This is a genomic window from Curvibacter sp. PAE-UM (assembly GCF_001432305.1).
Taxonomy (GTDB): domain Bacteria; phylum Pseudomonadota; class Gammaproteobacteria; order Burkholderiales; family Burkholderiaceae_C; genus Hylemonella.
The window spans coordinates 2,271,132-2,297,624 of sequence record NZ_KQ483358.1 but is presented as its reverse complement, the minus strand read 5'-3'; the positions used below and the strand labels follow the sequence as shown (position 1 = coordinate 2,297,624).

Annotated in this window: 26 protein-coding genes; 2 read left to right on the top strand and 24 right to left on the bottom strand. The window is 67.4% G+C overall.

Annotated elements, in window-relative coordinates:
- Positions 1 to 8: 8 nt before the first annotated feature.
- The 18 genes from AO057_RS11130 to AO057_RS11045 form a co-directional block, all read right to left on the bottom strand.
- A complete protein-coding gene (locus AO057_RS11130; protein ID WP_057675880.1) occupies positions 9 to 1,157 on the bottom strand; it encodes an ATP phosphoribosyltransferase regulatory subunit in 1,149 nt (382 codons plus the stop codon).
- 74 nt (positions 1,158 to 1,231) lie between these two features.
- Entirely contained in the window at positions 1,232 to 1,423 is a 192-nt protein-coding gene (locus AO057_RS11125) for a DUF2065 domain-containing protein (RefSeq protein WP_057675878.1), read from the bottom strand.
- A gap of 3 nt (positions 1,424 to 1,426) precedes the next feature.
- Complete coding sequence (gene hflC / locus AO057_RS11120) at positions 1,427 to 2,320, bottom strand: protease modulator HflC (RefSeq protein WP_057675876.1); 894 nt, start codon at positions 2,318 to 2,320, stop codon at positions 1,427 to 1,429.
- Positions 2,321 to 2,330: 10 nt separating this feature from the next.
- Complete coding sequence (hflK, locus tag AO057_RS11115) at positions 2,331 to 3,686, bottom strand: FtsH protease activity modulator HflK (RefSeq protein ID WP_057675874.1); 1,356 nt, start codon at positions 3,684 to 3,686, stop codon at positions 2,331 to 2,333.
- A 57-nt stretch (positions 3,687 to 3,743) separates the two neighbouring features.
- The gene (hflX, locus tag AO057_RS11110; protein WP_240480773.1) at positions 3,744 to 4,919 is read right to left on the bottom strand and encodes a GTPase HflX; all 1,176 of its coding nucleotides are present in this window, start codon (positions 4,917 to 4,919) and stop codon (positions 3,744 to 3,746) included.
- Positions 4,920 to 5,000: 81 nt separating this feature from the next.
- Positions 5,001 to 5,297, bottom strand: coding sequence for an RNA chaperone Hfq (hfq, locus tag AO057_RS11105; RefSeq protein ID WP_057675870.1), 297 nt, complete (start codon positions 5,295 to 5,297; stop codon positions 5,001 to 5,003).
- A gap of 78 nt (positions 5,298 to 5,375) precedes the next feature.
- On the bottom strand, positions 5,376 to 6,719 hold the full coding sequence (gene der / locus AO057_RS11100; RefSeq protein ID WP_057675867.1) for a ribosome biogenesis GTPase Der: 1,344 nt from the start codon (positions 6,717 to 6,719) through the stop codon (positions 5,376 to 5,378).
- 15 nt (positions 6,720 to 6,734) lie between these two features.
- A complete protein-coding gene (gene bamB, locus AO057_RS11095; RefSeq protein ID WP_240480772.1) occupies positions 6,735 to 7,826 on the bottom strand; it encodes an outer membrane protein assembly factor BamB in 1,092 nt (363 codons plus the stop codon).
- A gap of 47 nt (positions 7,827 to 7,873) precedes the next feature.
- Positions 7,874 to 8,536, bottom strand: coding sequence for a YfgM family protein (locus tag AO057_RS17825; RefSeq protein ID WP_057675862.1), 663 nt, complete (start codon positions 8,534 to 8,536; stop codon positions 7,874 to 7,876).
- 27 nt (positions 8,537 to 8,563) lie between these two features.
- Positions 8,564 to 9,862: a histidine--tRNA ligase gene (gene hisS, locus AO057_RS11085; protein WP_057675860.1), complete on the bottom strand. Its 1,299-nt coding sequence runs from the start codon at positions 9,860 to 9,862 to the stop codon at positions 8,564 to 8,566.
- Positions 9,863 to 9,885: 23 nt separating this feature from the next.
- Positions 9,886 to 11,157, bottom strand: a complete 1,272-nt coding sequence (gene ispG / locus AO057_RS11080) for a flavodoxin-dependent (E)-4-hydroxy-3-methylbut-2-enyl-diphosphate synthase (protein ID WP_371258274.1) — start codon at positions 11,155 to 11,157, stop codon at positions 9,886 to 9,888.
- Between the two features lie 8 nt (positions 11,158 to 11,165).
- Positions 11,166 to 12,188, bottom strand: coding sequence for a helix-turn-helix domain-containing protein (locus AO057_RS11075; RefSeq protein ID WP_057675856.1), 1,023 nt, complete (start codon positions 12,186 to 12,188; stop codon positions 11,166 to 11,168).
- Positions 12,181 to 13,008, bottom strand: a complete 828-nt coding sequence (gene pilW / locus AO057_RS11070; RefSeq protein ID WP_240480771.1) for a type IV pilus biogenesis/stability protein PilW — start codon at positions 13,006 to 13,008, stop codon at positions 12,181 to 12,183. Before pilW ends, AO057_RS11075 begins: the two co-directional genes overlap by 8 nt.
- 3 nt (positions 13,009 to 13,011) lie before the next feature.
- The gene (rlmN, locus tag AO057_RS11065) at positions 13,012 to 14,157 is read right to left on the bottom strand and encodes a dual-specificity RNA methyltransferase RlmN (RefSeq protein ID WP_057675854.1); all 1,146 of its coding nucleotides are present in this window, start codon (positions 14,155 to 14,157) and stop codon (positions 13,012 to 13,014) included.
- Between the two features lie 20 nt (positions 14,158 to 14,177).
- Complete coding sequence (gene ndk, locus AO057_RS11060; protein WP_057675852.1) at positions 14,178 to 14,603, bottom strand: nucleoside-diphosphate kinase; 426 nt, start codon at positions 14,601 to 14,603, stop codon at positions 14,178 to 14,180.
- A gap of 119 nt (positions 14,604 to 14,722) precedes the next feature.
- Entirely contained in the window at positions 14,723 to 16,141 is a 1,419-nt protein-coding gene (locus AO057_RS11055; RefSeq protein WP_082605520.1) for a pseudouridine synthase, read from the bottom strand.
- On the bottom strand, positions 16,138 to 16,788 hold the full coding sequence (gene scpB / locus AO057_RS11050) for an SMC-Scp complex subunit ScpB (protein ID WP_057675850.1): 651 nt from the start codon (positions 16,786 to 16,788) through the stop codon (positions 16,138 to 16,140). The genes AO057_RS11055 and scpB overlap by 4 nt, the downstream gene beginning before the upstream one ends.
- A 130-nt stretch (positions 16,789 to 16,918) precedes the next feature.
- Entirely contained in the window at positions 16,919 to 17,941 is a 1,023-nt protein-coding gene (locus tag AO057_RS11045) for an RluA family pseudouridine synthase (RefSeq protein ID WP_082605519.1), read from the bottom strand.
- Positions 17,942 to 17,955: 14 nt separating this feature from the next.
- Between AO057_RS11045 and AO057_RS11040 the strand changes: the two genes are divergently transcribed.
- Positions 17,956 to 18,777 (top strand): outer membrane protein assembly factor BamD, encoded by an 822-nt coding sequence (locus AO057_RS11040; RefSeq protein WP_057675847.1) that lies wholly within the window; start codon positions 17,956 to 17,958, stop codon positions 18,775 to 18,777.
- On the opposite strand, the gene AO057_RS11035 is transcribed toward AO057_RS11040, so the two are convergent.
- On the bottom strand, positions 18,746 to 20,755 hold the full coding sequence (locus tag AO057_RS11035) for an ATP-dependent DNA helicase (protein WP_057675845.1): 2,010 nt from the start codon (positions 20,753 to 20,755) through the stop codon (positions 18,746 to 18,748). The two genes, AO057_RS11040 and AO057_RS11035, sit on opposite strands and share 32 nt — an antisense overlap.
- Positions 20,742 to 20,945, bottom strand: coding sequence for a YdcH family protein (locus AO057_RS11030; RefSeq protein ID WP_057675843.1), 204 nt, complete (start codon positions 20,943 to 20,945; stop codon positions 20,742 to 20,744). Before AO057_RS11030 ends, AO057_RS11035 begins: the two co-directional genes overlap by 14 nt.
- A 129-nt stretch (positions 20,946 to 21,074) precedes the next feature.
- On the opposite strand from AO057_RS11030, the gene AO057_RS11025 reads away from it, so the two are divergent.
- A complete protein-coding gene (locus AO057_RS11025; protein ID WP_057675841.1) occupies positions 21,075 to 21,842 on the top strand; it encodes a PP2C family protein-serine/threonine phosphatase in 768 nt (255 codons plus the stop codon).
- Between the two features lie 24 nt (positions 21,843 to 21,866).
- Here AO057_RS11025 and AO057_RS11020 read toward each other — a convergent pair whose 3' ends face one another.
- The 4 genes from AO057_RS11020 to odhB all read right to left on the bottom strand — a co-directional run bounded on the left by AO057_RS11020 (position 21,867) and on the right by odhB (position 26,427).
- The gene (locus AO057_RS11020; protein WP_057675839.1) at positions 21,867 to 22,496 is read right to left on the bottom strand and encodes a hypothetical protein; all 630 of its coding nucleotides are present in this window, start codon (positions 22,494 to 22,496) and stop codon (positions 21,867 to 21,869) included.
- The gene (gene zapE / locus AO057_RS11015) at positions 22,493 to 23,593 is read right to left on the bottom strand and encodes a cell division protein ZapE (protein ID WP_057675837.1); all 1,101 of its coding nucleotides are present in this window, start codon (positions 23,591 to 23,593) and stop codon (positions 22,493 to 22,495) included. The genes AO057_RS11020 and zapE overlap by 4 nt, the downstream gene beginning before the upstream one ends.
- 19 nt (positions 23,594 to 23,612) lie before the next feature.
- Complete coding sequence (gene lpdA, locus AO057_RS11010; protein ID WP_057675835.1) at positions 23,613 to 25,040, bottom strand: dihydrolipoyl dehydrogenase; 1,428 nt, start codon at positions 25,038 to 25,040, stop codon at positions 23,613 to 23,615.
- Between the two features lie 142 nt (positions 25,041 to 25,182).
- Positions 25,183 to 26,427 (bottom strand): 2-oxoglutarate dehydrogenase complex dihydrolipoyllysine-residue succinyltransferase, encoded by a 1,245-nt coding sequence (gene odhB / locus AO057_RS11005; RefSeq protein WP_057675832.1) that lies wholly within the window; start codon positions 26,425 to 26,427, stop codon positions 25,183 to 25,185.
- Positions 26,428 to 26,493: the final 66 nt, after the last annotated feature.

The following is a 26,493-nucleotide window of genomic DNA, read 5'->3' as shown; positions in this document are numbered from 1 at the left end:
AAAAGCGCTCAGATGGCGCTGACGACCCAGCGACCTGCCACATCGGTCAGCTCGCGGTCGCAATGGAATTCGTCGATCTCGCTCTCGTGCCCGGGCAGCACGCAGACCACGGTTTCGCCCTCCTGGCGCAGGCGCGCGATGGCCGCGCGCAGCGAGGCCGACTCGCTCCAGGGTGCACGGATGGCCGCACGCAGCGCACGCGCCGGCACGGCACCCACCAGGGTCTTGAGGTCCAGGCTGAAGCCCACGGCCGGACGCTTGCGCCCGAACACGGCCCCCACCTCGTCGTAACGGCCGCCACGCAGCAGCGCGTCGCTCACCCCTTCGGCATACACGGCGAAGCGCATGCCGCTGTAATAGGCATAACCGCGCAGATCGGCCAGGTCGAAGCCCAGGGTGGTGCCCTCCAGCTGGCCGGCCAGCCATTTCAGGCCGTCCAGCGCCTGGTGTATCGCGGGCAGGGCCGGCAGGACCTTGCGGGCCTCATCCAGCACGCTCGCATCGCCGTAGAGGCGCGGCAGGGCCAGCAGGCCCTGGCGGGAAGCGGCCGGGAAGGCGCCGGTGAGTTGGGTCAGCGCCGACACATCCTTGGCCGCCAGGGCCGCGTGGATCGCGGTCAGGGTCTCGGCATCGGCTGGCACACCTTCTAGCAGGGCGCTGACGATGCGCACGTCAGCCAGGTCCACGGTGTAGCCCGGGAGACGGGCCGCCTTGAGGCAGTCCAGCGCGAGTTGCAAGGCCTCCAGGTCAGCCTCGGGGCCGGCATGGCCGTAGATCTCGGCACCAAACTGCAGCGGTTCGCGCGTGGCGTGCGGGCTGGCCGGGCGCGTGTGCACCACCGGGCCGCAGTAGCACAGGCGGGCCACACCGCGGCGGTTCAGCAGATGTGCGTCGATGCGGGCCACCTGGGGGGTGGTGTCGGCGCGCAGGCCCATGGAGCGGCCCGAGAGCTGGTCGACCAGCTTGAAGGTCTGCAGGTTGAGCGCCTGGCCGGTGCCGGTCAGCAGCGAGGCGAGATGCTCGAGCAGCGGCGGCATGACCAGCTCATAGCCATAACAACGCGCCATGTCGAGCAGGTCGCGGCGCAGTTCCTCGATGTGGCGGGCCTCGGAAGGCAGGACATCGGCAATGTGATCCGGCAGGAGCCAGGCGGACATGGGAAAGGGGGAGCTGTTAAAAACGTGATTTTACCGGGTTGGACCGGCGCTCCGGCAGCGCCCCAGACCGAAATTCAGGGCAAGAGCCACCAGAGCCCTGCCAGGCCGGCCAGGATGCTGCACAGGCCGAAGAAGCGGATCTGGCCGTCGCTTAAGCCAAGGATCTGGGCAAACATGCGGCGCCAGCCCACCGGCGAGATGAAGGGAAAAAGGCCCTCGATCACCAGAACGAGGGCCATGGCCAGCCAGAAGGCATCACTGCTCACGCTTTATTTCTTGGGCGCTGCGCCCTGGCCGCGGAACACCTTGAAGAACTCCGAACTGCTGGGGTCGAGCACCATCACGTCATTCTTGCTGGCAAAGCTGGCCTTGTAGGCCTCCAGGCTGCGGTAGAACTGGGCGAAGGACGGGTCACGGCCGAAGGCCTCGGCGTAGATGCGCGCGGCCTCGGCATCGCCCTGGCCCTTGACCTTCTGCGCGTCACGGTAGGCGTTGGCCACCGTCACCTCGCGCTGGCGGTCGGCGTCGGCGCGGATCTTCTCGCCCTCGGCGGCGCCGGTGGAGCGCAGTTCGTTGGCCACGCGCTGGCGTTCGGCTTTCATGCGGCCGTAGACCGACTCGGTGATGGACTCCACATAGTCCACGCGCGTGATGCGCACGTCCACCACATCGATGCCCCAGGGCTTGTCGCCGCGCACGGCCTTGAGCACCTCGTCCTTGACGTCGGACATCAGGGCCTCGCGCTTGATCGAGAGCAGCTCCTTGACGGTGCGCTTGTTGATCTCTTCCTGGAAGGCGTTGCGCACCACGCGGTTGAGCTGGCTGGTACCGGCGGCCTCGTTCAGGCCCACGTTACGGATGTACTCGGTGGGGTCGCTGATGCGCCAGCGCACGTACCAGTCGATCACCACGCGCTGCTTCTCGGCCGTCAGCATGGGCTCGTTGTCGGGGCTGTCCAGCGTGAGCAGGCGCTTGTCGATGTAGGTCACGTTCTGGAACGGCGGCGGCAGCTTGACGTTGAGGCCGGGCTCGGTGATGACTTCCTTGATCTGGCCGAGGGCGTAGACCACGCCGAACTGGCGCTGGTCGACCACGAACAGCATGGAGCTCGCCAGTGCCAGCAGCACCAGCAGCGAGGAAAGGATGAATCCGATACGGTTCATGTTGGCTTCCTTATCGGGTTTCGCGTTCGCGCGAACGCAGGTTCTCACGCGAGCGTACATCGGCAGCGGCGGAAGACGGCAGGGGCTGCACCGGTGCGGCCCCGGGCACGGCACCCTGCATCAGGGGCGCGGTGCCGCCCTCACCACCGAGCTGCATGATCTTGTCCAGCGGCAGGTAGAGCAGGTTGGAGCCCTGCTTCGAATCCACCAGCACCTTGGTCACGTTGCCATAGATCTGCTGCATGGACTCCAGGTAGAGCCGGTCACGCGTGACCTGTGGCGCCTTCTGGTATTCGGCCAGCACCGAGCGGAAGCGCTGCCCGTCACCCTGGGCCTGGGCCACGATGCGCGACTTGTAGCCCTCGGCCTCTTCCTTCAGGCGCGAAGCGGTACCGATGGCGCGCGGCACCACGTCGTTGGCATAGGCCTGGGCTTCGTTCTTCAGGCGCTCGCGCTCCTGGCCGGCCTTGAGCACGTCGTCGAAGGCGGCCTGCACCTGCTCGGGCGGACGCACACCGCCCTGCTGCAGGTTGATGCCCACCACCTCGATGCCGACCTTGTAGCGGTCCAGGATGTCCTGCATGAGCTTGCGCACACGCGGGGCGATCTGGTCGCGCTCCTCGGACAGGGCCGAGTCCATCTTCATCTTGCCCACCACGTCGCGCACCGCGGTTTCTGCGGCCTGCACCACGGCGCTGGCCGGGTCGCGACTCTCGAACAGGTAGGCGCGAGCGTCGTTCAGGCGGTACTGCACGGCGAACTTGATCTCGACGATGTTCTCGTCCGCGGTCAGCATGGCCGACTCGCGCAGGCCGGTGGCCTTGATGACCACGTCGCGGCCGACATCGACCGAGCGGATCTGCGTCACGAAAATCAGCTCATGGCGCTGGATCGGATAAGGCAAGCGCCAGTTGAAACCAGCCCCCACAGTGGTCTTGTACTTGCCGAACTGGGTGATGACAGCCTGCTGGCCTTCCTGCACGATGAAAAAGCCCGTGCCCAGCCAGATCAGGGCCACGATGGCCAGGATCAGGCCGATGCCGAAGCGTGCACCCTTCATGTCGGGCGGCGTGCCGCCGTTGCCCCCCTGGCCACCGCGCCCGCCGCCGAACAGGCCGGAGAGCTTGCGGTTGAAATCGCGCCAGAGTTCGTCCAGATCGGGCGGGCCCTGGGTGTTGCCGGGGCGCGCCCCGCGGCCGTTGCCCTGGGGCGGCGGCACATCGGATTCGGGGCGGCCCGGTTCGGGCTTGGCCTCGGAGGGCTTGTCCTCACCTCGACCCCAGCGCGGGTCGTTCAGGTTGAACATGCCGCGCAGGCGGCCGGGCCATAAAGCGGCCCAGCGGAAGGCTGGTGCATGAAGTTTCATTCTTGGCTTCTCTCTGTAATCTCGGCTCAGCGCCTCGAACCCACGCATTGTGCCCAATCAGAATGGGCTTGCGTGATTGTCCGGGAAATCGGCCTCGATTTCGGCCTCTTCCGGGGCCACGGTGGTGCTGGCGATGACGCGCTGGGCCAACAGTTGGCGCAGCGCGGGCAGGCCCTCCCCGTCACGGGCACTGACGAAGATGCGCGGGACGGCCTGGCCATCGAGTTCGTAGCTGTCCTGCACCCGTTCCGGGCGGCGCTCCGGCCCCAGGGCGTCGAGCTTGTTGAAGACCAGCACCTGCGGGATGTGCTCGGCGCCGATCTCGGCCAGCACACGCTGCACCTCGGCGATCTGCTCGGGGAAATTCGGGTTGGCGGCATCGACCACGTGCAGCAGCAGGTCGGCGTCCACCGCCTCCTGCAGGGTGGCCTGGAAGGCGTCGATCAGGCCGTGCGGCAAATCGCGGATGAAACCCACGGTGTCCGACAGGGAAACCGAGCGCCCGGCCTCGCCCAGGTAGAGCTGGCGCGTGGTGGTGTCCAGGGTGGCAAACAGCTGGTCGGCCGCATAGGCGCGCGCCTTGACCAAGCTGTTGAACAGGGTGGACTTGCCGGCATTGGTGTAGCCGACCAGGGAGATGTTGTAGGCGTCGCGACGCTCGCGCTGGCGGCGCTGGGTCTGGCGCTGGCGCTTGACCTTGTGCAGGCGCTCCTTGGTGCGCTTGATGGACTCGGCAATCATGCGGCGGTCCAGCTCGATCTGCTTCTCGCCCGGGCCGCCGCGCACACCGGCGCCGCCGGTCTGGCGTTCCAGGTGGGACCAGCGTCGCACCAGACGGGTGCTCAGATACTGCAGGCGGGCCAGCTCGACCTGCAACTTGCCCTCGTGGCTGCGCGCGCGCTGGGCGAAGATTTCCAGGATCAGCAGAGTGCGGTCGTTGACCGGCAACTCCAGCGTGCGCTCCAGGTTGCGTTGCTGGGCCGGGCTCAGGCTCTGGTCAAAGAGGATTTCGCTGGCGCCCAGCTGCTGGGCCAGCAGCTTGATCTCCTCGGCCTTGCCGCTGCCCACAAACAGCGCCGCGTCGGGCGCCTTGCGCTTGCAGGTGATACGGCCGACCGGGTGCAGTCCGGCGGTCTCGGCCAGCAGGCCGAGCTCCTCGAGTTCGCCGTCGAAATGCGGCAGACCGAAGTCCACCCCGACCAGGATGGTCGATGCGGGGTGCTGATCTGACAAGACGGTCAAGGAGGAGGCTGCCGGAAAGAGAACGATATGGAAGTCACAGGCCTGCGGCCTGCGCGGCCGGCCCCCGATACCTCAGGGTGCGCTGGGGGCTTCGCCTTCGGCGCCAGTCGCGAAATTCACCGCGCGGCCGGGGACGATGGTGGAGATGGCGTGCTTGTAGACCATTTGGGTCACGGTATTGCGCAACAGGACTACGTACTGGTCGAAGGATTCGATCTGGCCTTGCAGCTTGATGCCGTTGACCAGGTAGATGGAGACCGGCACGTGCTCGCGGCGCAGGGCGTTGAGGAAGGGGTCTTGCAGGAGCTGACCTTTGTTATTGCTCACGATATTCTCCGTGTTCAAGAGTAGTAAGGAAGTCGTCACCATACCACAGCAGGCTGGCGTTCGCTTGACAAGCGGAGCTAATCCCCAGTAAAGAGTCCGGACTCGGGGCCAGGCCGGGGCCTAGCGCTCTTCCTTGTCGGCATAGGGATTGGTCGAGGTTTTCATCTCGATGCGCATGGGCGTGCCCACCAGGTCGAACTCCTTGCGGAACCAGCCTTCGAGGAAACGCTTGTAGGAATCAGGCACGTGCTCGAGCGAGTTGCCGTGGATCACGATCACCGGCGGGTTCATGCCGCCCTGGTGCGCATAACGCATCTTGGGGCGGAACATGCCGGCACGCTGGGGGCTCTGGAATTGCACGGCCTGCAGCAGCAATCGCGTGAGCACCGGCGTCGACATCTTGCAGCCGGCCGCCTTGTAGGCCTGGACGATGGAGGTCCACAGCGGACCCAGGCCCTGGCGCTTCTTGGCCGAGATGAAGTGCATGTTGGCGAACTTCAGGAAGGCCAGGCGTGTCTCGATGGAACGCTGCAGGGTCTGGCGCTGGTAGTCGTCCACCGCGTCCCACTTGTTGACAGCCAGCACCACGGCGCGGCCGCTCTCCAGGATGTAGCCGGCGATGTGCGCGTCCTGGTCGGTCACGCCCTGGGTGGCGTCGAGCAGCAGCAGCACGACGTTGGCCGACTCGATGGCCTGCAGGGTCTTGACCACCGAGAACTTCTCGATCGCCTCGAAGACCTTGCCCTTGCGGCGCAGGCCGGCCGTGTCGATCAGCTCGAACTTCTGGCCATTGCGCTCGAAGGGCACGCTGATGGCATCACGCGTGGTGCCCGGCAGGTCGAAGGCCACCAGGCGCTCCTCACCCAGCCAGGTGTTGATCAGGGTGGACTTGCCGACGTTGGGTCGGCCGGCCACGGCCAGCTTGATGAGGCCGGGCACCTGCTCCTCTTCGGCTTCGTCCTCGTCCGGCAGGTTCAGCGGCGCCAGCGCCAGCTCGACCAGCGAGCGTATGCCCTGCCCGTGCGCGGCCGACACCGGGTACACCTCGCCCAGGCCCAGTTCGTAGAACTCGGCCAGCCGGGTGCCATCGGTCATGCCCTCGGCCTTGTTGGCCACCAGCACGCAGGGTTTGCCCAGGCGGCGCAGGTAGTTGGCAATGTCGTGGTCCTGCGCCGACAGGCCGCCGCGCGCATCGACCACGAAGATGACCACGTCGGCCTCGGCCACGGCCTGGCGCGTCTGCTTGGCCATCTCCTTGTAGATACCGTCCTCGGCCGTGGGCTCGAAGCCTCCGGTGTCGATGACGATGTACTCGTGTTTGCCCTGCTTGCCGTTGCCGTAGTGGCGGTCACGCGTGAGGCCGGCGAAGTCGGCCACGATGGCGTCGCGCGTTTTGGTCAGCCGGTTGAACAGCGTGGATTTGCCGACATTGGGGCGGCCCACCAGGGCCAGGACGGGTTTCATGTCGGACTTTCTTGATTATTCAGGGCGCAGGCCCAGGACGCGGCCGTCGCGCGTGACCACCACCACGGTGCTGCCCGCGAGCACCGGCGTGACGGTGATGGGCGTGCCATCGGTCTCGATGCGGGTCTGTAGCGCACCATCGGTGCGCGACAGGAAATGCAGGCGGCCGGCGTCGTCGCCGACCACCAGGGCCGGCCCCAGCAGCAAGGGGGAGCTCAGCTTGCGAAAACGCAGCTGGCTCGTGCTCCAGGCACGCTCGCCGTCGGCGCGCCGCCAGGCGATCACGGTGCCGTCGGACTCCACGCCCAACAACAGGGTCGTATCGCCACTCAGACCGGAAGCGCCGACCGCCGGCTTGCTCCACACCAGCGCACCACGCGCCGCGTCGACACAGCCCAGCGCGGCCTGGAAGGCCCGCGTGCAGACCACGGCGTCCTGGCGTGCCACGCCGGCCACCAGGTCGACCAGGCGCTCCACGTCATTGGTACCGCGCGGGGTCGCAATGGGCACTTCCCAGCGCGCGCTGCCATTGAGGGGGTTCAGTCCCGCCAGGCGGCCCGACAGGCCCGCCACCAGGGTGTCGCCCACGGGGATCAGCACGCCGGGCTGGCGCAGCACCAGGGCTTCGCCGCTGCGCGACTGGTTCCACAGGCGCCGGCCGCTCTGGCCGTCGTAGGCGGAAACGCTGCGGTCCGCACCCAGCACGAAGACCCGCCCCCCCGCCACCAACGGCGCGGTATAGGACGGCGCGTTCAGGCGCTGGCGCCAGAGTTCACGCCCTTCCTGCAGTGCCACCAGTTCGTTTTCCGTCGTCACCACCGCCGCCATGCGGCCGTCGTGTCCGACACCGGCGTTCAGCGGCACGCCCACCTCGGCGCGCCACACTGGCTCACCCGTACGCGTATCGAGCAGGCTGACCTGGCCTTCGCTGGACGCCACGCCCACCGTGTTGCCGGCCACCTGAAGCACCAGCGGAAAATCGACCCGGCCGATATCGATGCCCCAAGCCTGGCGCATGCCCAGCAGCTTGGGATCCGGTTGCAGCGGGGCCGGCTCGGGACGGCTGGGTGCGCTGGAACAGCCCAGCAGCAAGGTGCTCAGGGCCAAGGCCCCTGCTCCACGCCAGGCACGCGACAGGACCGGGTGGGACAGGATCACTTCTTCTCCCCGGCCGTCGCTGCGGGCGCCAGCCCCAGGGAAGCCAGTTTGACGTCGACCACATTGCGGTAGCTGCTGCCGGGCTCCAGGCCTGCCCAGGCCTTCTGGTATTCGGCAGCCGCCTCGGCCTTCTTGCCCTGGGCCAGGTAGACGTCGCCGCGGCGATCGGCCGCCAGGGCCGCGAAACCGGCCGGGAAGCTGTCTGCCAGTTGCTTGAGCGCCTCGTCGTAGGACTTGGCATCGAGCAGCAGGCCGGCCAGGCGCAGGCGCGCCACGGCCTTGTAGCCTTCGTCGCCCGATTGCTCGGCCACCCATGACAGGGCCGCGCGGGCCGCGTCGTTGCGGCCGGCCGAGGCATGCACAGCCGCAGTCAGCAGGCCCGCCTGTTGTGCTTGTGCGGTGCCGGCGAACTTGTCCTTCATGTCGCCCAGGGCGCGGTCCAGGCGCGCGCCATCGCCACTGGCGGCAATGCGCTCGACCTCTTCGTAGAGGGCCGTGGCCTGCACTGCCTGCTTGCGCTGCCAGTACTGCCAGCCGTTCCAGCCGGCGTAGATACCCAGCAGCACGATCAGCGCCCAGCTGATGAGGCCGCCGTACTGTTTCCAGAATTGCTTGAGCTGGTCAAGCTGCTCTTGTTCTTCGAGGTCGAGGTGTGCCATGAGGATTCTTCAGATCAGGTGCGGAGATCAAGTGCGGGATTGTAGGCGGGGGGCCCATTCGGCCGCCTGCGCCAGGGGATGGCAGGTCTGTGCGCCGGCGCCGTCGCGCAGCGCCTTGACGGTGACTTCGCCACGGGCCAGTTCATCGGCGCCGAAGATCAGCGCATAAGACGCGCCGCTGGCGTCCGCCTTCTTGAACTGCGATTTCATGCTGCCCATGCCCTCGCCCGTACCGGCGTGCATCAACACGCTCAGTCCGGCGGCGCGCACCGTCTGCAGCACGGGCATGGCCTGCGGCAAAGCAGCAGCATCCGGAATGATGGCGTAGGCGTCGGGCACGGGCTGGGGATGGTCGGCGCCCTGCTCTTTCAGCAGTTCCAGCACCCGCTCCACACCCAGGGCCCAGCCCACGGCCGGTGCCGGCTTACCGCCGATCTGCTCGATGAGGTAGTCGTAACGGCCGCCACCGCAGATGGTGCCCTGCGAGCCCAGGCGCGTGGTGATGAACTCGAAGACCGTGAGGTTGTAGTAGTCCATGCCGCGCACCAGGCGCGGGTTGATGCTGTAGGCCACGCCGCTGGCGTCCAGGATGGCACGCACCTGGTTGAAGTGGGCCAGCGAGGCTTCGCCCAGGAAGTCGATCAGTTTGGGCGCGGCCTCCACCAGGGCCTGCATGGCCGGGTTCTTGGTGTCCAGGATGCGCAGCGGGTTGCTGTGCAGGCGGCGCTTGGCGTCTTCGTCGAGCTGCTCGGCGTGCTGTTCGAAATAGCTGATCAGCGCCGCGCGGTGCAGCTTGCGCTCCTCGGGCTGGCCCAGGCTGTTGAGTTCCAGCCGCACATCATTCAGGCCCAGCACCTTCCACAGCGCGTCGGCCAGCAGGATCATCTCGGCGTCCACCTCTGCACCGGCAAAACCCAGGGCCTCGGCCCCGATCTGGTGGAACTGGCGGTAACGGCCGCGTTGCGGGCGCTCGTGCCGGAACATGGGGCCCATGTAGTACAGGCGCTTGCCGCCTTCGTAGAGCATGTTGTGCTCCACCACGGCACGCACCACGCCGGCCGTGCACTCGGGGCGCAGCGTGAGCTGCTCGCCGTTCAAGCGGTCTTCGAAGGAGTACATCTCCTTCTCGACGATGTCGGTCACCTCGCCCAGGCCGCGCACGAACAGGGGCGTGGGCTCGACGATGGGCGTGCGGATGTTGCGGTAGGCAAAACGCGCCATCAGCGCACGCACCTGTTCCTCGAACCACTCCCAGCGCGCCGAGTCCGGCGGCAGGATGTCGTTCATGCCTTTGACGGCAAGCAGTTTCTCTGGCTTGGATGCCATGTTCTCTTTACTCTTCGTGTGGTTCAGACCGTCTCGGCGACGGTCTTCTGATGCGCGCCGAAACGGTTCTCGATATAGGTTTCGACGATCTTCTGGAATTCCTGGGCAATGCCCTCGCCGCGCAAGGTCAGGCGCTTCTCGCCGTCGATGAACACCGGCGCTGCCGGCGCCTCGCCCGTGCCCGGCAGGCTGATGCCGATGTCGGCATGTTTGCTCTCGCCCGGCCCATTGACGATGCAGCCCATGACGGCCACCTTGAGCGCTTCCACGCCCGGGTACTGCTTGCGCCACACCGGCATCTGCAAACGCAGGAAGTCGTCGATCTGCTTGGCCAGTTCCTGGAAGGTGGTGCTGGTGGTGCGCCCGCAACCCGGGCAGGCCGTGACACTGGGCACGAAGATGCGCAGGCCCAGGGCCTGCAGGATCTCGGAGGCGATCACCACCTCCTGCGTGCGCGATTCACCCGGCTGCGGGGTGAGCGACACACGGATGGTGTCGCCTATGCCCTCCTGCAGCAGGATGGACAGGGCGGTGGCCGAGGCCACCGTGCCCTTGGTGCCCATGCCGGCCTCGGTCAGGCCCAGGTGCAGCGGGTAGTCGCAGCGTTTGGCCAGCTCACGGTAGACGGAAATCAGGTCTTGCACGCCGCTGACCTTGCAGGAGAGCAGGATCTGCTCGGCCGGCATGCCCAGCTCCTGGGCAAAACGCGCAGAGTCGATGGCCGAGGTGATCAGCGCCTCGTACATCACGGCCTTGGCGTCCCAGGGTTGGGCGCGGCGGCTGTTCTCGTCCATCAGTCCGGCCAGCAACTCCTGGTCCAGGCTGCCCCAGTTCACGCCGATGCGCACGGGTTTGTTCCACTTGAGCGCAGCCTCGATCATCTGGCCGAACTGGCGGTCGCGTTTGTCGCCCTTGCCCACGTTGCCGGGGTTGATGCGGTACTTGGACAGGGTCTCGGCACAGGCCGGGTACTGGCTCAGCAGGGTGTGGCCGTTGTAATGGAAATCGCCAATCAGCGGCACGGCGATGCCCATGCGGTCGAGCTGCTCGCGGATGTGCGGCACGGCCTGCGCGGCCTCGGGCGTGTTGACCGTGATGCGCACCAGCTCGGAGCCGGCCTGGGCCAGTTCCTTGACCTGGATGGCGGTGCCGATGACATCCACCGTGTCGGTGTTGGTCATGGACTGCACACGCACCGGCGCGTCGCCGCCCACGGTGACGACGTTGTCGCCCCAGGCCACCCGGGCCTGGCGCGAACGCCGCGCGCGCGGCGCGGCCTGATCGATCGGGCCCACGTTCTGCACTACTTCACCTCGAATCGGGCCACACCACCGCGGGTGACGTCAGCGAGCGGAAAAGGCTTGCCACGCACCTGCACCTCGGTGACGTCGGCGCGGCCGATGGTCACGTTCAGCGGCAGCGGGCCGGAGGCACCGACCGGCTCGCCCGGCTCCACCAGGCGGCTGAGCTGGATGGCGCCCTTGCCGTCGGTCACCTCGATCCAGGAGGGGCCGCTGGTCTTGAAGATCACGACACCGGAACTCGCCAGCTTCTTGCGCACGGCGCTCAGCTCCGGCGTGACGGCGGCGACCGGCGCGGGGGCCAGCACCGGCGTCTCGGCGCGTGCCGCGGGGGCGGCAGCCTCGGCGACTTTGGTCGCCTTGACCGGCGGCACGGCAGGCGGGGCCACCGGAGCCGGGCTGACCTCACGCACCGGCACCACCGCTCTGGCCGGGGCCGGGGCCGGGGCCGGGGCCTGAGCTGGCGCAGCAGCAGCCACGGGCTCAGGTGCCGGCTCCGCTTGCTCGCTTGCCGGCCCAGGGGCACGGGTCACGATGGCACCAATCTCGGCACGCTGCTCGGTCGACGGGAAGAAGATCAGGACCAGGGCGCCCAGCAGCACGGCCAACGCGGCCAGCACCATGGGACGCGAGAGGCGGTCGAGGAAGGGCGTCTTGGCCACATCCCCCGGCGTGTGGAAAGGCGTGTTCAGGCCAGGCTCGTCGTAGTCCAGGCGGGGCACCTTGGATTGCGGCAATTGAGCCAGCACGGGGGCCGCGTCGATCTTGAGCGCGCGGCACACACTGGATGCCAGAGCCCGCACGAACACCGCATCGGGCAAGAGGTCGAGGCGATCGGCCTCCAGTGCCTCCAGTTTCTTGACCGACACTTTCAGCGCCATCGCCAGAGGCGACAGGTCAATGCCCGCGGCCTCGCGCGCCTGGCGCAGCAGTTGGCCGGCCGTGGCCTGTGGTACCGCTGCGACCGGCTCGACCGCCGGCGTGTCTGCTACCGGCGCGCTGCTGCCGACGACCTCATCACTCATTGAATGCTCCCCGCTCAAAAGAACCCAGTTCACGCGATCTCGGATAACGGCTGCGCAGCTGGGTCACCAGCTGGTCGCGCGCCACACGGTTGCCCATGCGCTGCTCGACCTTGATGCCTAGCCAGAGCGTCTCGGCATTGGCCAGTTCGCTGTTGTTGATGCGCCGGATGTAGAACTGCGCGCGCGCAGCGTCACCGCGCTGGTAAAGCACCGTGGCCAGGTTGTAGCCGGTCACCGGATTGCCGGCGTCGAGCTCGTAGGACTTGACCAGGCTCTGCTCGGCATCGAGCGGCCGACCCGCCTTGATCTGGCACACCCCCTTGGCCAGCCAGGTCTTGGCGCGGCCCCCGTAGGTGGGGTTGGCCAGGGCCTGGGTGAAGGCCTGCACGGACTCGGTGTATTTGCCCTGCTGGCACAGCATCCAGCCGTAGTTGTGCAGCACGTCGGCGCTGTTCGGGCTGATGGCCAGGGCGCGGCGGAAGCTCTCTTCGGCCATTCGCATGTCGTTGAGGCGCAGGTAGATCAGGCCGCGCAGGTTGTAGGCATCCGGAAAGTCGGGGTCGATGGTGAGGGCCTGCTTGACCTCGTCGAGCGCCACGGTGGTCTGGCCCTGCTCGAAGTAGCCGCTGGCCAGTTGCAGGCGGGTACGGGCGCGTTTGCGGATCGCCGGTTCGTCGGAATCGGTGACGATGTCCTCGCCGCTGCCGGGAGCGCCGCTGGCACAGCCGGACAGCCCCGTCAGGGCCACCAGCGCCAGACAGGCGGCCAGCAACCACCGACGGCCATGGCCATGGTCGCGCATCACATCAGTCACATTCATGCCTCAAACCTCCTTGGATTGACTCTGCAGGGTCTGCATGGGTTGCAGCAGCTTGCGCTGGCGCGCCATGCGCTCCTCCACCCCGGTGCGATCCTTGACATCGCCGGCCAGCTGGCCGCAGGCGGCGTCGATATCGTCACCGCGCGTCTTGCGCACAGTCGTGACGATACCAGCATCCAACAGGATTTTGGCGAAGGCCTGCACGCGCTCGTTAGGTGAGCGTTTCAGACCCGAAGCCGGGAAGGGATTGAAGGGGATCAGGTTGAACTTGCCCCAGCCCCCGCCAGTGGCGTGCCGGCGCACCAGCTCGACCAGCTGGCGGGCATGCTCGGGCAGGTCGTTCACGCCATCGAGCATGCAGTACTCGAAGGTGATGAAGTCGCGCGGCGCATGCGCCAGGTAGCGGTTGCAGGCGTCCATCAGCTCGGCGATGGGGTACTTGCGGTTCAGCGGCACCAGGTTGTCGCGCAATTCGTCGTTGGGCGCGTGCAGCGAGACGGCCAGCGCCACCGGGCAGTCCTGGGCCAGGCGATCCATCATGGGCACCACGCCCGAGGTGGAAACCGTCAGGCGGCGGCGCGACAGGCCGTAGCCGTGGTCGTCCAGCATCACACGCAGCGCCGGGATCAGTTCGTTGTAGTTCTGCAGCGGCTCGCCCATGCCCATCATCACCACATTGGTGATGACACGGTCGGAGCGCTTGAGGTGCTGGCGCAGGAAAAACTCGGCAAACCAGAGCTGGGCGACGATCTCGCCGGTGCTCAGGTTGCGGCTGAAACCCTGGTGGCCGGTGGAGCAGAAACGGCAGCCCACGGCGCAACCGGCCTGCGAGGAGACGCACAGCGTGCCACGGTCGTCCTCGGGAATGAATACGGATTCGACGGCATTGCCGTCACCGACATCGAACAGCCACTTGATGGTGCCGTCGGCGGAGATCTGCTGGGAGATGACTTCCAGGCCCTGGATGCGCGCCGTGGTGGCGAGCTTCTCGCGCAGGGACTTGGCCAGATCGCTCATCTGGTCAAAGCTGGAAGCACCTTTCTGGTGGATCCAGCGGAACAGCTGGGTGGCGCGAAAGCGCTTTTCACCCAGCCGCTCGCAAAAGGCGGCCAAACCGTCGAGGTCGAAGTCGAGCAGGTTGGCCGTCATTGCATCGTTACATCCGCCTTTCAGCGGCTGTGGATGTTCATGCCGGCGAAGAAGAAGGCGATCTCCACGGCGGCAGTTTCGGGGGCGTCGGAGCCGTGCACGGCGTTGGCGTCGATGCTGTCGGCGAAGTCGGCGCGGATGGTGCCCTTGTCGGCCTTCTTGGGATCGGTGGCGCCCATCAGGTCACGGTTCTTCTGGATGGCGTTCTCGCCTTCGAGCACCTGGAGCATCACCGGGCCGGAGATCATGAAGTCGACCAGGTCCTTGAAGAAGGGGCGGGCCTTGTGCACGGCGTAGAAAGCCTCGGCGTCAGCACGCGACAGGTGGGCCATGCGGGCGGCGATGACCTTCAGGCCGGCGCCTTCGAAGCGGGCGTAGATCTGGCCGATGACGTTCTTGGCAACGGCGTCGGGCTTGATGATGGAGAAGGTGCGCTGGATAGCCATGTGAGTTCCTGAGTCTGTTTATGAAATGGGTTTCTGCCCCACCATGGGCAAAGCCCTGTATTTTAACCGGTGTCAGTGACACTTAGGGTGCCGGGGCGATCCGCCCCGGCCGGACGCTTTCAGCGTCCGCCCCCGCGACCACCGCGGCGCGCCCCGCCGTTGCCACCACCGCCGCCATTGCCACCCCCACCGCCGCCTCGACGCGGCTCCTGGCGCTGGCGCGTGAAGCTGTCGGCACCGATGTAGCCGAAGGAGGTTTTCATCGGGTCGGGCTGGCCATCCCCGCCGCCGCCCTGGCGCGGATTGCGGTCCTTGTTTCGCCCCTGCTGCTGGCCCTGACCGCCACCGCCCTTGCGCGGGCCGCCAGACTTGTCACCCATGGGGCCGCCGGAGCCACGCGGTCCCGGCCCTTGCGCACCGCCGCCACGCCGCCGGTTGCGCCCGCCGCCGGGTTTGCCCTGGGCTGGGGGACGTTCGCCGCCCTCGCCCGTGGCGCCTTCGGCACCGCCGCCCGGGCGACGCTCGGCCGCGCGCATCAGGCCACGGATGTCGGCTTCGTCCAATTCCATCCAGGCGCCACGCTTCAAGCCGCGCGGCAGCACCATGGCGCCGTAGCGGATACGGATCAGGCGGCTGACGGCATGACCCACCGCCTCCAGCATGCGGCGCACCTCGCGGTTGCGCCCCTCGGAAATCGTGACGCGGTACCAGCAGTTGGAGCCCTCGCCACCGCCCTCTTCGATCGTGCCGAAATGGGCCGTGCCATCGTCCAGCTGCACACCGTCCAGCAGCCGCTGCTTCTCTTCCTTGCTCAGGGCACCCAGCACGCGCACCGCGTACTCGCGCTCCAGGCCGAAACGCGGGTGCATGAGGTTGTTGGCCAGGTCACCGGAGCTGGTGAACAGCAGCAGCCCTTCGGTGTTCAGGTCCAGGCGGCCGACCGACTGCCACTTGCCCTGGTGCAGCTTGGGCAGCTTGCGAAACACGGTGGGACGGTTCTGCGGATCGTCGTGCGTGACGACTTCGCCGACCGGCTTGTGATAAGCGATGACACGCGGCGGCGGCGGATCGATGCGCACCCGGATGGGCTTGCCGTTGACCTTGATCTGGTCGCCGAACTGGATGCGCTGGCCGATGTGGGCCGGCTCGTTGTTGACCGAGATGCGCCCTTCCATGATGAGCTGCTCCATCTCCAGGCGCGAACCCATGCCGGCCTGGGCCAGCACCTTGTGCAGCTTGGGTGTCTCGGCTTGCGGGGCCAGCACGCGCTTGGTCGACACTTCGACCTCGGGCGCCTCCTCGTCGGCATCGAACTCACCGGAAATCACGGCAGCGAAACGCTGGCCCGCATCGACGACGGGCGGCGTGGGGGGCGACTTGCGCGCTGGCGCCGGCCTGGTGGCCCGGTCTTCAGCCTCGGTAACCGCAGGGGCGGTTTCCTCACCGGGTTCGACCGTCCCGGTCGGCTGGACCGGTGCAGGAGCGTGCGTGTCGCTGTCGGGCTCGGGCGGCGTCACGCCAGGCGTCTGTTCGGTCATGGCTGATTTCCGGTCAAGGCAAAAGGTTCGTCGCTGCCGGTATCGGCGGCGGGCTCGGCCAGCGGCAGTTCGTGCGTGTCGCCGTCAGCGGGCGCAGGCAGTTCGTTCAGCACTTCCAGCAGGCCCGAGGGCTGGGCCGGGTTGTCCATCAGGGGCAGCTGGTCGAGCGAGGCCAGGCCCAGGTCATCGAGAAAATGTTTGGTGGTGGCGTACAGCCCCGGGCGGCCCGGCGCTTCGCGATGGCCGATGACCTCGATCCAGCCGCGGTCCTCGAGCTGCTTGATGATCAGCGAGCTGATGGTGACGCCGCGGATGTCTTCCATGTCGCCGCGCGTGACCGGCTGGCGGTAGGCGATGATGGCCAGGGTCTCCAGCGTGGCACGCGAATAACGCGGCGGTTTCTCGGGGTGCAGGCGGTCGAGGTACTCACGCATCTCGGGGCGGCTCTGGAAGCGCCAGCCGCTGGCCACACAGACCAGCTCGACGCCGCGCCCGGTCCATTCCAGCTGCAGTTCTTCCAGCAGTTGCTTGAGGGTGTCCACGCCCAGGCTGTCGTCGAACAGCACGCGCATGTCGCGCACCTGCATCGGCTGTTGGGCGCAGATCAGCGCTGTTTCCAGTACACGCTTGGCTTCCGTCGTATTCATGTCTCTTCGAATCCGGGCTATGCGTCTTCACAACGCAGGATGAGAGGGGTCGGTAGGAGAGTCGGCCTGCGGATCATCACGATCCCGGACCAGGGGCACCCGAATGTCGCACGGGGCCGGGGCACGTTCTTCACAGAACGTCCTGCTGGGCATTGTAGCCCACACCCCAGTCGGCCAGTGCCTCGCGCATGTCCTGCGGCAGGGCGGCCTTGAAGACCAGCTCGCGCCCGCTCACGGGATGGGTGAAGGCCAGGCGCCAGGCGTGCAGGGCCTGGCGCGACATGCCGGCGGCCGGCGCGCCGCCGTAGAGGGTGTCGGCCAGCAGCGGATGACCGATGGAAGCCGCATGCACACGGATCTGGTGCGTGCGCCCGGTGTGCAGGGTGCAGCGCAGCCAGCAGCCCTGGGCGGCGTTGTACAGCAGCTCGAAGGTCGTTTTCGCGGGTTTGCCCGGCTGGCGCAACAGGTCCACCACGGCCATGCGCAGGCGGTTGCGCGGGTCGCGCCCGATGGCGGCCTCCACCTCGCGCCGCACCGGGCCGCTCCAGGGCTGCTGCGCCAGCGCCAGGTACTGGCGGCTGACCTCGCGCGCTGCGATCAGCTTGACCAGCGCATCCATGGTGGTGCGCGTGCGCGCCACCACCATCAGGCCGCTGGTGTCCTTGTCCAGGCGGTGCACGATGCCGGCACGCGGCAGCTGCGCCGCCTTGGCGTCGTGCGCCAGCAGGCCGTTGAGCAGGGTGCCGCGCCAGTTGCCCGGCGCCGGGTGCACCACCAGGCCAGCGGGTTTGTTGAGCACCAGCAGGTGCTCGTCCTCGTGCACGATGTCCAGCGCCATGGCCTCGGGCAGGAAAGCCTGGCTCTGCGGCGTGGGGCGCAATTCGATCGAACCCTGCTCGCCGGCCCGCACCTTGTGCGCCGGCTTGCGCAGGGTCAGCTCGCCCTGGGTCACGGCGCCCGCCTCGATCAGCTGCTGCAGGTAGCTGCGCGAGAACTCGGGTACCAGCGCGCTCAGGGCGCGGTCCAGCCGCAGGCCGTGCTGGTCCACCCCGATGGTCCAGGGCCGCAGCTCGACCTCGGAAGCCCCTTCGGCCGCCTCGTCAAAGTCCTCGCTGACGGGGTCGGTCGATATAATTGGTTCTTGATGTTTCAACGAGTAAGCCTCTGATGCCCAGCGCCAAATTATCGGTCGTCTCCGCCCTGCTCCTGGCCGCCGCGGCGCTGCTGGCCGGCTGCTCCACCAAACCGGTCGATCTGACCGCCAAGATGACACCGGAAGAAATCCTCGCGGAAGCGCGCGAGGAGGTCTACAACCTGCAGTACACCAAGGCCATCGGACTGTTCGAAAAACTCGAAGGCCGCGCCGCCGGCACGCCGCTGGCGCAGCAGGCCCAGCTTGAAAAGGCCCACGCCCACTACAAGAACGAGGAGCCGGCCCAGGCCATCGCCACGCTGGACCGCTTCATTCGCCTGCACCCGGCCAGCCCGGCCCTGGACTACGCGCTCTACTTCAAGGGTGTGGTCAACTTCAACGAGAACCTGGGCCTGTTCTCCTCGCTGACGCGCCAGGACCTGGCCGAGCGCGACCAGCAGGCCGCCAAGGAGTCCTTCGCCTCCTTCAAGGAACTGGTCACGCGTTTCCCCGACTCGCGCTACGCGCCCGATGCGCGCGCGCGCATGACCCACATCGTCAACTCGCTGGCCAAGTACGAAGTGCACGTGGCACGTTATTACTTCAGCCGCGGCGCCTATTTGGCAGCCATCAACCGCGCCCAGCAGGCCATCGCCGACTACCGCGATGCGCCGGCGCTGGAAGAAGCCCTCCACATCCTGGTGCAGTCCTACGACGCCCTGCAGCTGCCCCAACTGCGCGACGACGCGCGCCGTGTGCTGCAAACCAACTACCCGCAAAGCCGCTACATCGGGGGCAGCGGCGGCGAAGCCCCCACCACCACGGTCAGACAGGGTCCGTGGTGGAAGCTGTGGTGAGATCCAGCAAGCGCTGATCGAGCTCGGCCTCATTGGCCAGGCGCCGCATCGGCGGCAAGGCGGCCAGCAGGCGGCGGCCGTAGCCCATGCTGGCCAGGCGCGTATCGCAGATCACCAGCACCCCCTGATCCGAAACCCGCCGGATCAGCCGCCCCGCCCCCTGCTTGAGCGCCACCGCCGCCTCGGGCACGTGGTAGTCGTTGAAAGGGCTGCGCCCGGCCGCTTCAAGCCGGCGGCTGCGAGCCTGTACCAGCGGGTCCCCCGGCGGCGGAAAAGGCAGCTTGTCGATCACCACCAGCTGCAGCGCCTCGCCCGGGATGTCCACCCCCTCCCAGAAGGAGGCCGACGCCACCAGCACGCAACCGGGCTGGCCGGGCAACACGCCCTCTCGGAAACGGTCGAGCAGCTCGCGCTTGGGCAATTGCCCCTGGCTCAGCACCTGTAGCCCGCAGTCCGGCGGCAGCAGCTGCGGCAGGCCGGCGCTGATGCTGCGCAGCGCGCGCAAGGTCGTCGTCAGCACCAGGGTGCGCCCGCCCAGCACCGGGGCCAGGCGCGCCACCAGGGCCGCCACCTCATCGCTGTGCCGTGGATCGTTCGGTTTGGACAGCTGGCGCGGCACGTAGACGGCGGCCTGGCGCGCGTAGTCGAAGGGGCTGTCCACGCGCAGCACGCGCGCATCGCCCAGGCCGCAGGGTTCGGTGAACCAGCTCAGGCGCTCATCGTCGCCCAGCGTGGCCGAGGTGAAGATCCAGCTGCGTGAGGAGACCTCGCCCTCGCGCGGCGCCAGCAGACGCGTCTGCACCGCATCGGCAATGTCCAGCGGCGACTCCACCAGGCGCAGCTGTTGCGACACCTCCAGCCAGCGCACCGCCTCGGGCGCGCGTTCGGCCAGGAAGAAATCCGCCAGCGCCGCCAGGGCGCGGGCACGCTCGGCCAGGCGCGCAAAGTCCGGCCCCAGCTCGTCCATGTGCTCCAGCGCGGCACGCGCCTCTCCGCAGGCGCGCTGCAGCGCGCCCAGGGCCAGCACCCAGCTGTCGGCGGCAATGTGTTCGGGTGCGGCGCCGTCCCAGGCGTGGCGACTGCCGCCGGCCGGCGCCCGCCCGGCACACAGGCGCAGGTCGCGCGCGGCGCGCTCCACATCGGCGGTCAGCTGCTGCCAGTCGGCCAGGCCGCGCGCCTGCTGCAGCCCGCAGGCCAGCAGGTCGCGGCAGAAGTCCAGCACCTGCGCAGTCGACAGCTGGCGGCCCAGGAACTGCACGCCCGTCTCGTTGAGCGTGTGTGCCTCGTCGAAGATCACCGTGCTCACGCTGGGCAGCAGCTCGGCCATGCCCGATTCGCGCACCGCCAGGTCGGCGAAAAAGAGGTGGTGGTTGATGACCACCACGTCGGCCGCCAGCGCCTCGCGCCGCGCCAGGTTCACGTGGCACTCGCGGTAGCGCGGGCAGTTGCTGCCCAGGCAGTTGTCGCGGGTGGATGTGACCAGAGGTATCACCGGTGAGCGTTCGTCCAGCCCCGGCAGTTCGGACAGGTCGCCGCTGCGGGTCTGCTGGGCCCAGCGTTCCACGCGGGCCAGGGCAAAAGCGGCCTGCGGCGCGGCCATCGCGCCCTCCTGCCGGGCCAGTTCCATGCGGTGCAGGCAGAGGTAACTCGCGCGCCCCTTGAGCAGGGCCGCGCGCAGCGGCAGGCCCAGCGCCTCGATCAGGCGCGGCAGGTCGCGGCCGTAAAGCTGGTCCTGCAGGGTCTTGGTGGCGGTGGAGAGCAGCACGCGCTCGCCGCTGAGCAGGGCCGGCACCAGGTAGGCGTAGGTCTTGCCCACGCCGGTGCCGGCCTCGGCCACCAGCACGCTGCGCTGCTCGATGGCCTCGGCCACGGCCAGCGCCATGTCGGTCTGCCCGCTGCGGGGGTGGAATTCGTCCACGGTGCGCGCCAGCACGCCCTCGGGCGCAAAGGCCGCGCGCACGGCATCATGCAGGTTCATCGGGCGTGAGTTCGTGTTCGAGGCGGGCGATCTCGTCGCGCAGGACCAGCCGGCGCTTCTTCAGCCGGCGCATCATCAGCTCGTCGAGCACGACTTCGTGGCTCGTGCGGTCGATCAGTGCGTCGAGGTCGGCGTGCTCCATGCGCAGCTCGATCAGGCGGCGCTGCGGCGAATGCAGGTTGGAATCCAAAAATCAGGCCCGGTAGGAAAACCGCCAAATCGGGAATACTTGTCTACCCGTCCATGGCTTATGCTTTGATAATACGACTTTCATCCAGCCTTCACGGGCCGGATCCAGGGGACACAGCGGATACAAAACATGAGCAAAGGCTACCGACTCACCGCAGCGACCGGCATCCACAAGGGCGATCGCGAATACCAGCAGGACCAGGTGGCGGTATTCACCCACCCGCGCCACATCGGCTGCATGCTGGCTGTGGTGGCTGATGGCATGGGCGGGCGCAGCGGCGGGCGCAAGGCCTCCGACCAGGTCATGCTCACCGCCCAGCAGCTCTTCGAGCGCTACGCCCCCGAGACCGACGACGCTTCCGCCATGCTGTCCCAGATGGTGCAGGAAGCGCACATCGTCATCAAGCTGACCGCCATCTCCGCTGAGCAGGAACCGCACAGCACCCTGGCCGCCTTCCTGATCAATCCGGGCGGGGACTGCCACTGGATCCATGCCGGCGACTCGCGCATCTATCACTTCCACGCCAACCAGATGGTGCGCCGCACGCTGGACCACTCCTATGTGCAGTCCCTGGTCAACCGCGGGGAGCTGACCGAAGAGGAAGCTGCCGTGCACCCGCAGTCCAACATCCTGATGGGCTGCCTGGGCACCGAGAGCGACCCGCCCCAGGAGACCCACTTCATCCCGCAACTGCGTCCAGGCGACACGCTCATGGCCTGCAGTGATGGCGTCTGGCACTACTTCAACAACGACGAACTGGGCTCGGTGCTCTCCAGCCTCTCGGCGCGCGAAGCCTCCGAGTTCCTGATCGAGAAGGCCCGCACACGCGCCAGCGGCGGCGGCGACAACCTGTCGCTGGTGATCGTCAAGCTCGAACCACTGAACGACCGACGCTGAGCCTTAGGGCCTGTTCACGGTCTCTCAGGGCGGCACCGGCAACGGCCGGCTGGTGCCCGGCACCTTCCCGGACTGGGCTCGCTCGCGCTCCTTGCGGCGCTCCTCGGCCTGCCGCTGCCGTTCCTCGTAGGCCCGCTGCAATGCAGCGCGCTGGGCCGCTTCGGCGGCGGCGGCGCTGGCGGCCGCCGAGGCCGGCCGGGCCGGCGCCGAGGCGGCCACAGCGGGCCCTGGCGCGGTCTGCGTCGCCTGTCTCTGGCGTGCACGCTGCTGACGCTCCTGGTCTGCCTTCTGCGCCGCTTCGCGCTGCTCCTGAGCCAGCGCGCTGGCGCGCTCGGCGGCCTGCGCGTCGGTGCGGCGGATCTTTTCGGCGGCGAGCGCGGCACGGCGTTCGTCGCTGAGGATGATTTCCTGGCGGCGCAACTCTTCCAGCGCGACACGGCGGCGCTTGCGCATCTCGCTCAGGCAGTCGTTCACGGCAAAGCGCTGGTAACAGTCGGCCTCTTCCTGGCCATAACGCTCCAGCGCCTGGCGGCGTTCGGCCTCGATGCGGACGCGCTCGCGCTCCGCGGCCTGCGGGTCGTAGGAGGCCGACTGCTGCGCTGCGGCCAGCACCAGGGTGCCCAGGCCGGCCAGCAGGATCAGAAAACGTTTCATGTCAGGCGGGTGTCGACCACACGACGTTCCGACTCGAGGAACTCGCGTGACTGCATTTCATTGAGTCGTGACACTGTACGCGGAAATTCGTGCACCAGGGGCCCCTCGGTGTAGAGCTGCTCCGGCGGCACGGCGGCCGACAGGATGAGCTTGACACGGCGGTCGTACAGCACGTCCACCAGCCAGGTGAAACGCCGTGCCTCGGAGGCCATGCGCACCGGCATGTGCGGCACGTCGCTCAGGAAAACGGTGTGGAACTGGGTGGCGATTTCCAGATAGTCGTTCTGCGAGCGCGGACCGCCACAGAGGATCCTGAAGTCGAACCAGACCACACCACCGGCCTTGCGCCGGGCATGGATCTGGCGCGCCTCGATGTGCAGCACCGGGTCTTCGTCGTGCGCCTCGGCCAGGCGGTCGAAGGCCTGCGACATGGCCGCGTCGGCCTCCGGGCCCAGCGGCGTGTGGTAGAGCTGCACCTGTTCCATGGTGCGGCGGCGGTAGTCCGTGCCGTTGTCGACATTGACCAGCTCCATCGTCTGGTTCAGCAAGGCGATGGCCGGCAGGATGCGATCGCGGTGCAAGCCGTTGGGATACAGGTCGTCGGGCTTGAAATTGGAGGTCGCCACCAGGCCCACGCCGTTCCTGGACAAGGCCGCCAGCAGGCGGTGCAGGATCATGGCGTCGGTGATGTCCGCCACGTGGAACTCGTCGAAGCAGATCAGCTTGTACTTGTCGGCCATGCGTTCGGCCAGCGCGTCCAGCGGGTTGACCGTGCCCTGCAGATCGGCCAGTTCGCGGTGCACCTCGCGCATGAACTCGTGGAAGTGCAGGCGCGTCTTGCGCACCAACGGCACGGCGTTGAAGAAGCAGTCCATCAGAAAGCTCTTGCCCCGCCCCACCCCGCCGTACAGGTACACCCCCTTGGGGATGTCCGGATGGTTGAGCAGCTTCTTGATCGCGTTGGAGCGCCTGACCTTGTACTCGGCCCACTCGGTGGCGCAGTGCTCCAGCGCCTCGACGGCGCGCAACTGCGCGGGGTCACTGGCGTAACCCCGCGTTTTCAGTTCCGCTTCGTAAGCCGCGCGTACCGATGACAAGCCGTGGTACCCGCGTGCTTCAGAAGTTCAGCGTGCGCTTGTCCACGGCCAGCGCGGCTTCCTTGGTCGCCTCGCTCAGGCTCGGGTGCGCGTGGCAGATGCGCGCGATGTCCTCGGCGCTGGCCTTGAACTCCATGGCCACCACGGCCTCGGAGATCAGCTCGCTGGCCATGGGGCCCACGATGTGCACCCCCAGGATCTCGTCGGTCTTGGCGTCGGCCAGGAACTTCACCATGCCGGTCGTGTCTCCCAGCGCGCGTGCGCGGCCGTTGGCCAGGAAGGGGAAGGTGCCGGCCTTGTAGGCCACACCATCGGCCTTGAGCTGCTGCTCGGTGCGGCCGACCCAGGCGATTTCCGGGCTGGTGTAGATGACCCAGGGGATGGTGTTGAAGTTCACGTGCCCATGCTGGCCAGCGATACGCTCGGCCACGGCCACGCCCTCTTCCTCCGCCTTGTGCGCCAGCATGGGGCCACGCACCACGTCGCCCACGGCCCACACGCCGGGCAGATTGGTCTTGCAGTGGTCGTCGACCACGATGGCACCACGCTCGTCGAGCTTGAGCCCGACAGCCTCGGCATTCAGGCCGATGGTGTTGGGCACACGGCCGATGGAGACGATCAGCTTGTCCACGTCCAGCGTCTGGGCCTCGCCCTTGGCGTTGGTCCAGGCCACGCTCACGCCCTTCTTGCCGTTCTTGATCTCGCCGACCTTCACGCCCAGCTCGATCTTGAGCCCTTGCTTGTCGAAAGCCTTCTTGGCTTCCTTGGCGATCTGCTCATCCACCGCACCCAGGAAGGTGGGCAGGGCTTCCAGCACCGTCACCTCGGCGCCCAGGCGGCGCCAGACCGAGCCCATCTCCAGGCCGATCACCCCCGAGCCGATCAGGCCCAGCTTCTTCGGGACCGCGCCGATGCGCAGCGCACCGTCGTTGGACAGGACGTTGACCTCGTCAAACGGCGTGCCCGGCAGCGCGCGGGCGTTGGAGCCCGTGGCCACGATGACCTGCTTGGCCACCAGGGTCTCTTCGGCCGCACCCGCCACCTTGATCTCGTAGCCGCCGTCCACCGCTTTCACGAAGGAGCCGCGGCCGTGGAAAAAGGCCACCTTGTTCTTCTTGAACAGGTAGAGGATGCCGTCGTTGTTCTGCTTGACCACGGTGTCCTTGCGGCCCAGCATCTTGGCCACGTCCATCTTGACGTCGCTGGCCGTGATGCCATGGTCGGCAAAGTGCTTGTTGGCGTGCTCGAAATGCTCGGACGACTGCAGCAGCGCCTTGGACGGGATGCAGCCCACGTTGGTGCAGGTGCCGCCCGGGGCCGGGCCGCCCTTCTCGTTCTTCCACTCGTCGATGCAGGCCACGTTCATGCCCAGCTGGGCAGCGCGGATGGCGCCAATGTAGCCGCCGGGGCCGCCACCGATGACGACCACGTCGAATTGTTTGCTCATAGGTATTCCAATCGGTTGTTCAAAGCGTAGCGAGCGGCCTCAGGGCAAGGCGCGGGTGGCGAGCAACCGGAACGTACTTCAAGGTACGTGAGGATTGCTCGAACGGGACCCGCAACGCCGCCATGAGGTCGCGCAGTAGCTTTTAGATGTCGAACAGCAGGCGAGCGGGATCTTCCAGCGCCTCTTTCATCGCGACCAGGCCCAGCACGGCTTCGCGGCCGTCGATGATGCGGTGGTCGTAGCTCATGGCCAGGTAGTTGATCGGGCGGATCACGATCTGCCCGTTCTCCACCACCGCGCGGTCCTTGGTGGCGTGCACGCCCAGGATGGCCGACTGCGGCGGGTTGATGATGGGGGTGGACAGCATGGAGCCGAACACACCGCCGTTGGAGATGGAGAAGGTACCGCCGGTCATCTCTTCGATGCCCAGCTTGCCGTCGCGCGCCTTGGCACCGTACTCGGCAATCTTCTTCTCGATGTCGGCAAAGCTCATCTGGTCGGCGTTGCGCAGGATGGGCACCACCAGGCCGCGCGGCGAACCCACCGCGATGCCGATGTCGAAGTAACCGTGGTAGACGATGTCGTTGCCGTCCACCGAGGCGTTGAGCACCGGGTACTTCTTCAGGGCGTGCACGGCAGCCTTCACGAAGAAGGACATGAAGCCGATCTTGACGCCGTGTTCCTTCTCGAACTTCTCCTGGAAACGCTTGCGCATCTCCATCACCGGGGCCATGTTGACCTCGTTGAAGGTGGTCAGGATGGCATTGGTGGACTGCGACTGCAGCAGGCGCTCGGCCACACGGGCGCGCAGGCGCGTCATGGGCACGCGCTGCTCGGGGCGCTCGCCCAGGTTCTGCGGACGGGGGGCCGCCACCTGCGGCAGGACCGAGGTCGGGGCACCGGTGGAAATGGCGGCGGGCTTGGCGCCGCCGCCGGCCACGGCGGCCAGCACGTCACCCTTGGTCACACGGCCGTCCTTGCCCGTGCCGGGCACGGAGCCGGCGGCAAGTGCGTTGTCGGCCATCAGCTTGGCGGCAGCGGGCATGGCCACGCCGGCCTTGGAGGCGGAGACCGTGGCAGTGGCCACGGCAGGCGCTGCGGCCGCAGCAGCGGCGGGCGCAGCGGCAGCTGCAGCACCGGCCTTGCCTTCGGTGTCGATGCGGGCGATGACCTGGCCGGCCACCACGGTGCCGCCGTCAGCCACCAGCAGTTCGGCCAGCACACCGGCGGCCGGGGCCGGCACTTCCAGCACGACCTTGTCGGTCTCGATGTCGATCAGGATCTCGTCGGCAGCGACAGCCTCACCGGCCTTTTTCTTCCATTGCAGCATGGTGGCTTCTGCCACCGATTCGGACAGCTGCGGGACCTTGACTTCTACGATAGCCATTTAATTCTTTCCGTTTTTTCTTGATGTTGCGCGGCAGATTTCTGAAACCCGCCCGCAAGAGAACAT

Excerpts from the sequence above, each read along its gene's own strand:
- AO057_RS11130 (WP_057675880.1), bottom strand. The coding sequence starts at position 1,157 with ATGTCCGCCTGGCTCCTGCCGGATCACATTGCCGATGTCCTGCCTTCC.
- hflC (WP_057675876.1), bottom strand. The coding sequence starts at position 2,320 with ATGAACCGTATCGGATTCATCCTTTCCTCGCTGCTGGTGCTGCTGGCA.
- hflK (WP_057675874.1), bottom strand. The coding sequence starts at position 3,686 with ATGAAACTTCATGCACCAGCCTTCCGCTGGGCCGCTTTATGGCCCGGC.
- hfq (WP_057675870.1), bottom strand. The coding sequence starts at position 5,297 with ATGGTGACGACTTCCTTACTACTCTTGAACACGGAGAATATCGTGAGC.
- der (WP_057675867.1), bottom strand. The coding sequence starts at position 6,719 with ATGAAACCCGTCCTGGCCCTGGTGGGCCGCCCCAATGTCGGCAAATCC.
- AO057_RS17825 (WP_057675862.1), bottom strand. The coding sequence starts at position 8,536 with ATGGCACACCTCGACCTCGAAGAACAAGAGCAGCTTGACCAGCTCAAG.
- hisS (WP_057675860.1), bottom strand. The coding sequence starts at position 9,862 with ATGGCATCCAAGCCAGAGAAACTGCTTGCCGTCAAAGGCATGAACGAC.
- AO057_RS11075 (WP_057675856.1), bottom strand. The coding sequence starts at position 12,188 with ATGAGTGATGAGGTCGTCGGCAGCAGCGCGCCGGTAGCAGACACGCCG.
- pilW (WP_240480771.1), bottom strand. The coding sequence starts at position 13,008 with ATGAATGTGACTGATGTGATGCGCGACCATGGCCATGGCCGTCGGTGG.
- rlmN (WP_057675854.1), bottom strand. The coding sequence starts at position 14,157 with ATGACGGCCAACCTGCTCGACTTCGACCTCGACGGTTTGGCCGCCTTT.
- ndk (WP_057675852.1), bottom strand. The coding sequence starts at position 14,603 with ATGGCTATCCAGCGCACCTTCTCCATCATCAAGCCCGACGCCGTTGCC.
- AO057_RS11055 (WP_082605520.1), bottom strand. The coding sequence starts at position 16,141 with ATGACCGAACAGACGCCTGGCGTGACGCCGCCCGAGCCCGACAGCGAC.
- scpB (WP_057675850.1), bottom strand. The coding sequence starts at position 16,788 with ATGAATACGACGGAAGCCAAGCGTGTACTGGAAACAGCGCTGATCTGC.
- AO057_RS11040 (WP_057675847.1), top strand. The coding sequence starts at position 17,956 with ATGCCCAGCGCCAAATTATCGGTCGTCTCCGCCCTGCTCCTGGCCGCC.
- AO057_RS11035 (WP_057675845.1), bottom strand. The coding sequence starts at position 20,755 with ATGAACCTGCATGATGCCGTGCGCGCGGCCTTTGCGCCCGAGGGCGTG.
- AO057_RS11025 (WP_057675841.1), top strand. The coding sequence starts at position 21,075 with ATGAGCAAAGGCTACCGACTCACCGCAGCGACCGGCATCCACAAGGGC.
- AO057_RS11020 (WP_057675839.1), bottom strand. The coding sequence starts at position 22,496 with ATGAAACGTTTTCTGATCCTGCTGGCCGGCCTGGGCACCCTGGTGCTG.
- lpdA (WP_057675835.1), bottom strand. The coding sequence starts at position 25,040 with ATGAGCAAACAATTCGACGTGGTCGTCATCGGTGGCGGCCCCGGCGGC.
- odhB (WP_057675832.1), bottom strand. The coding sequence starts at position 26,427 with ATGGCTATCGTAGAAGTCAAGGTCCCGCAGCTGTCCGAATCGGTGGCA.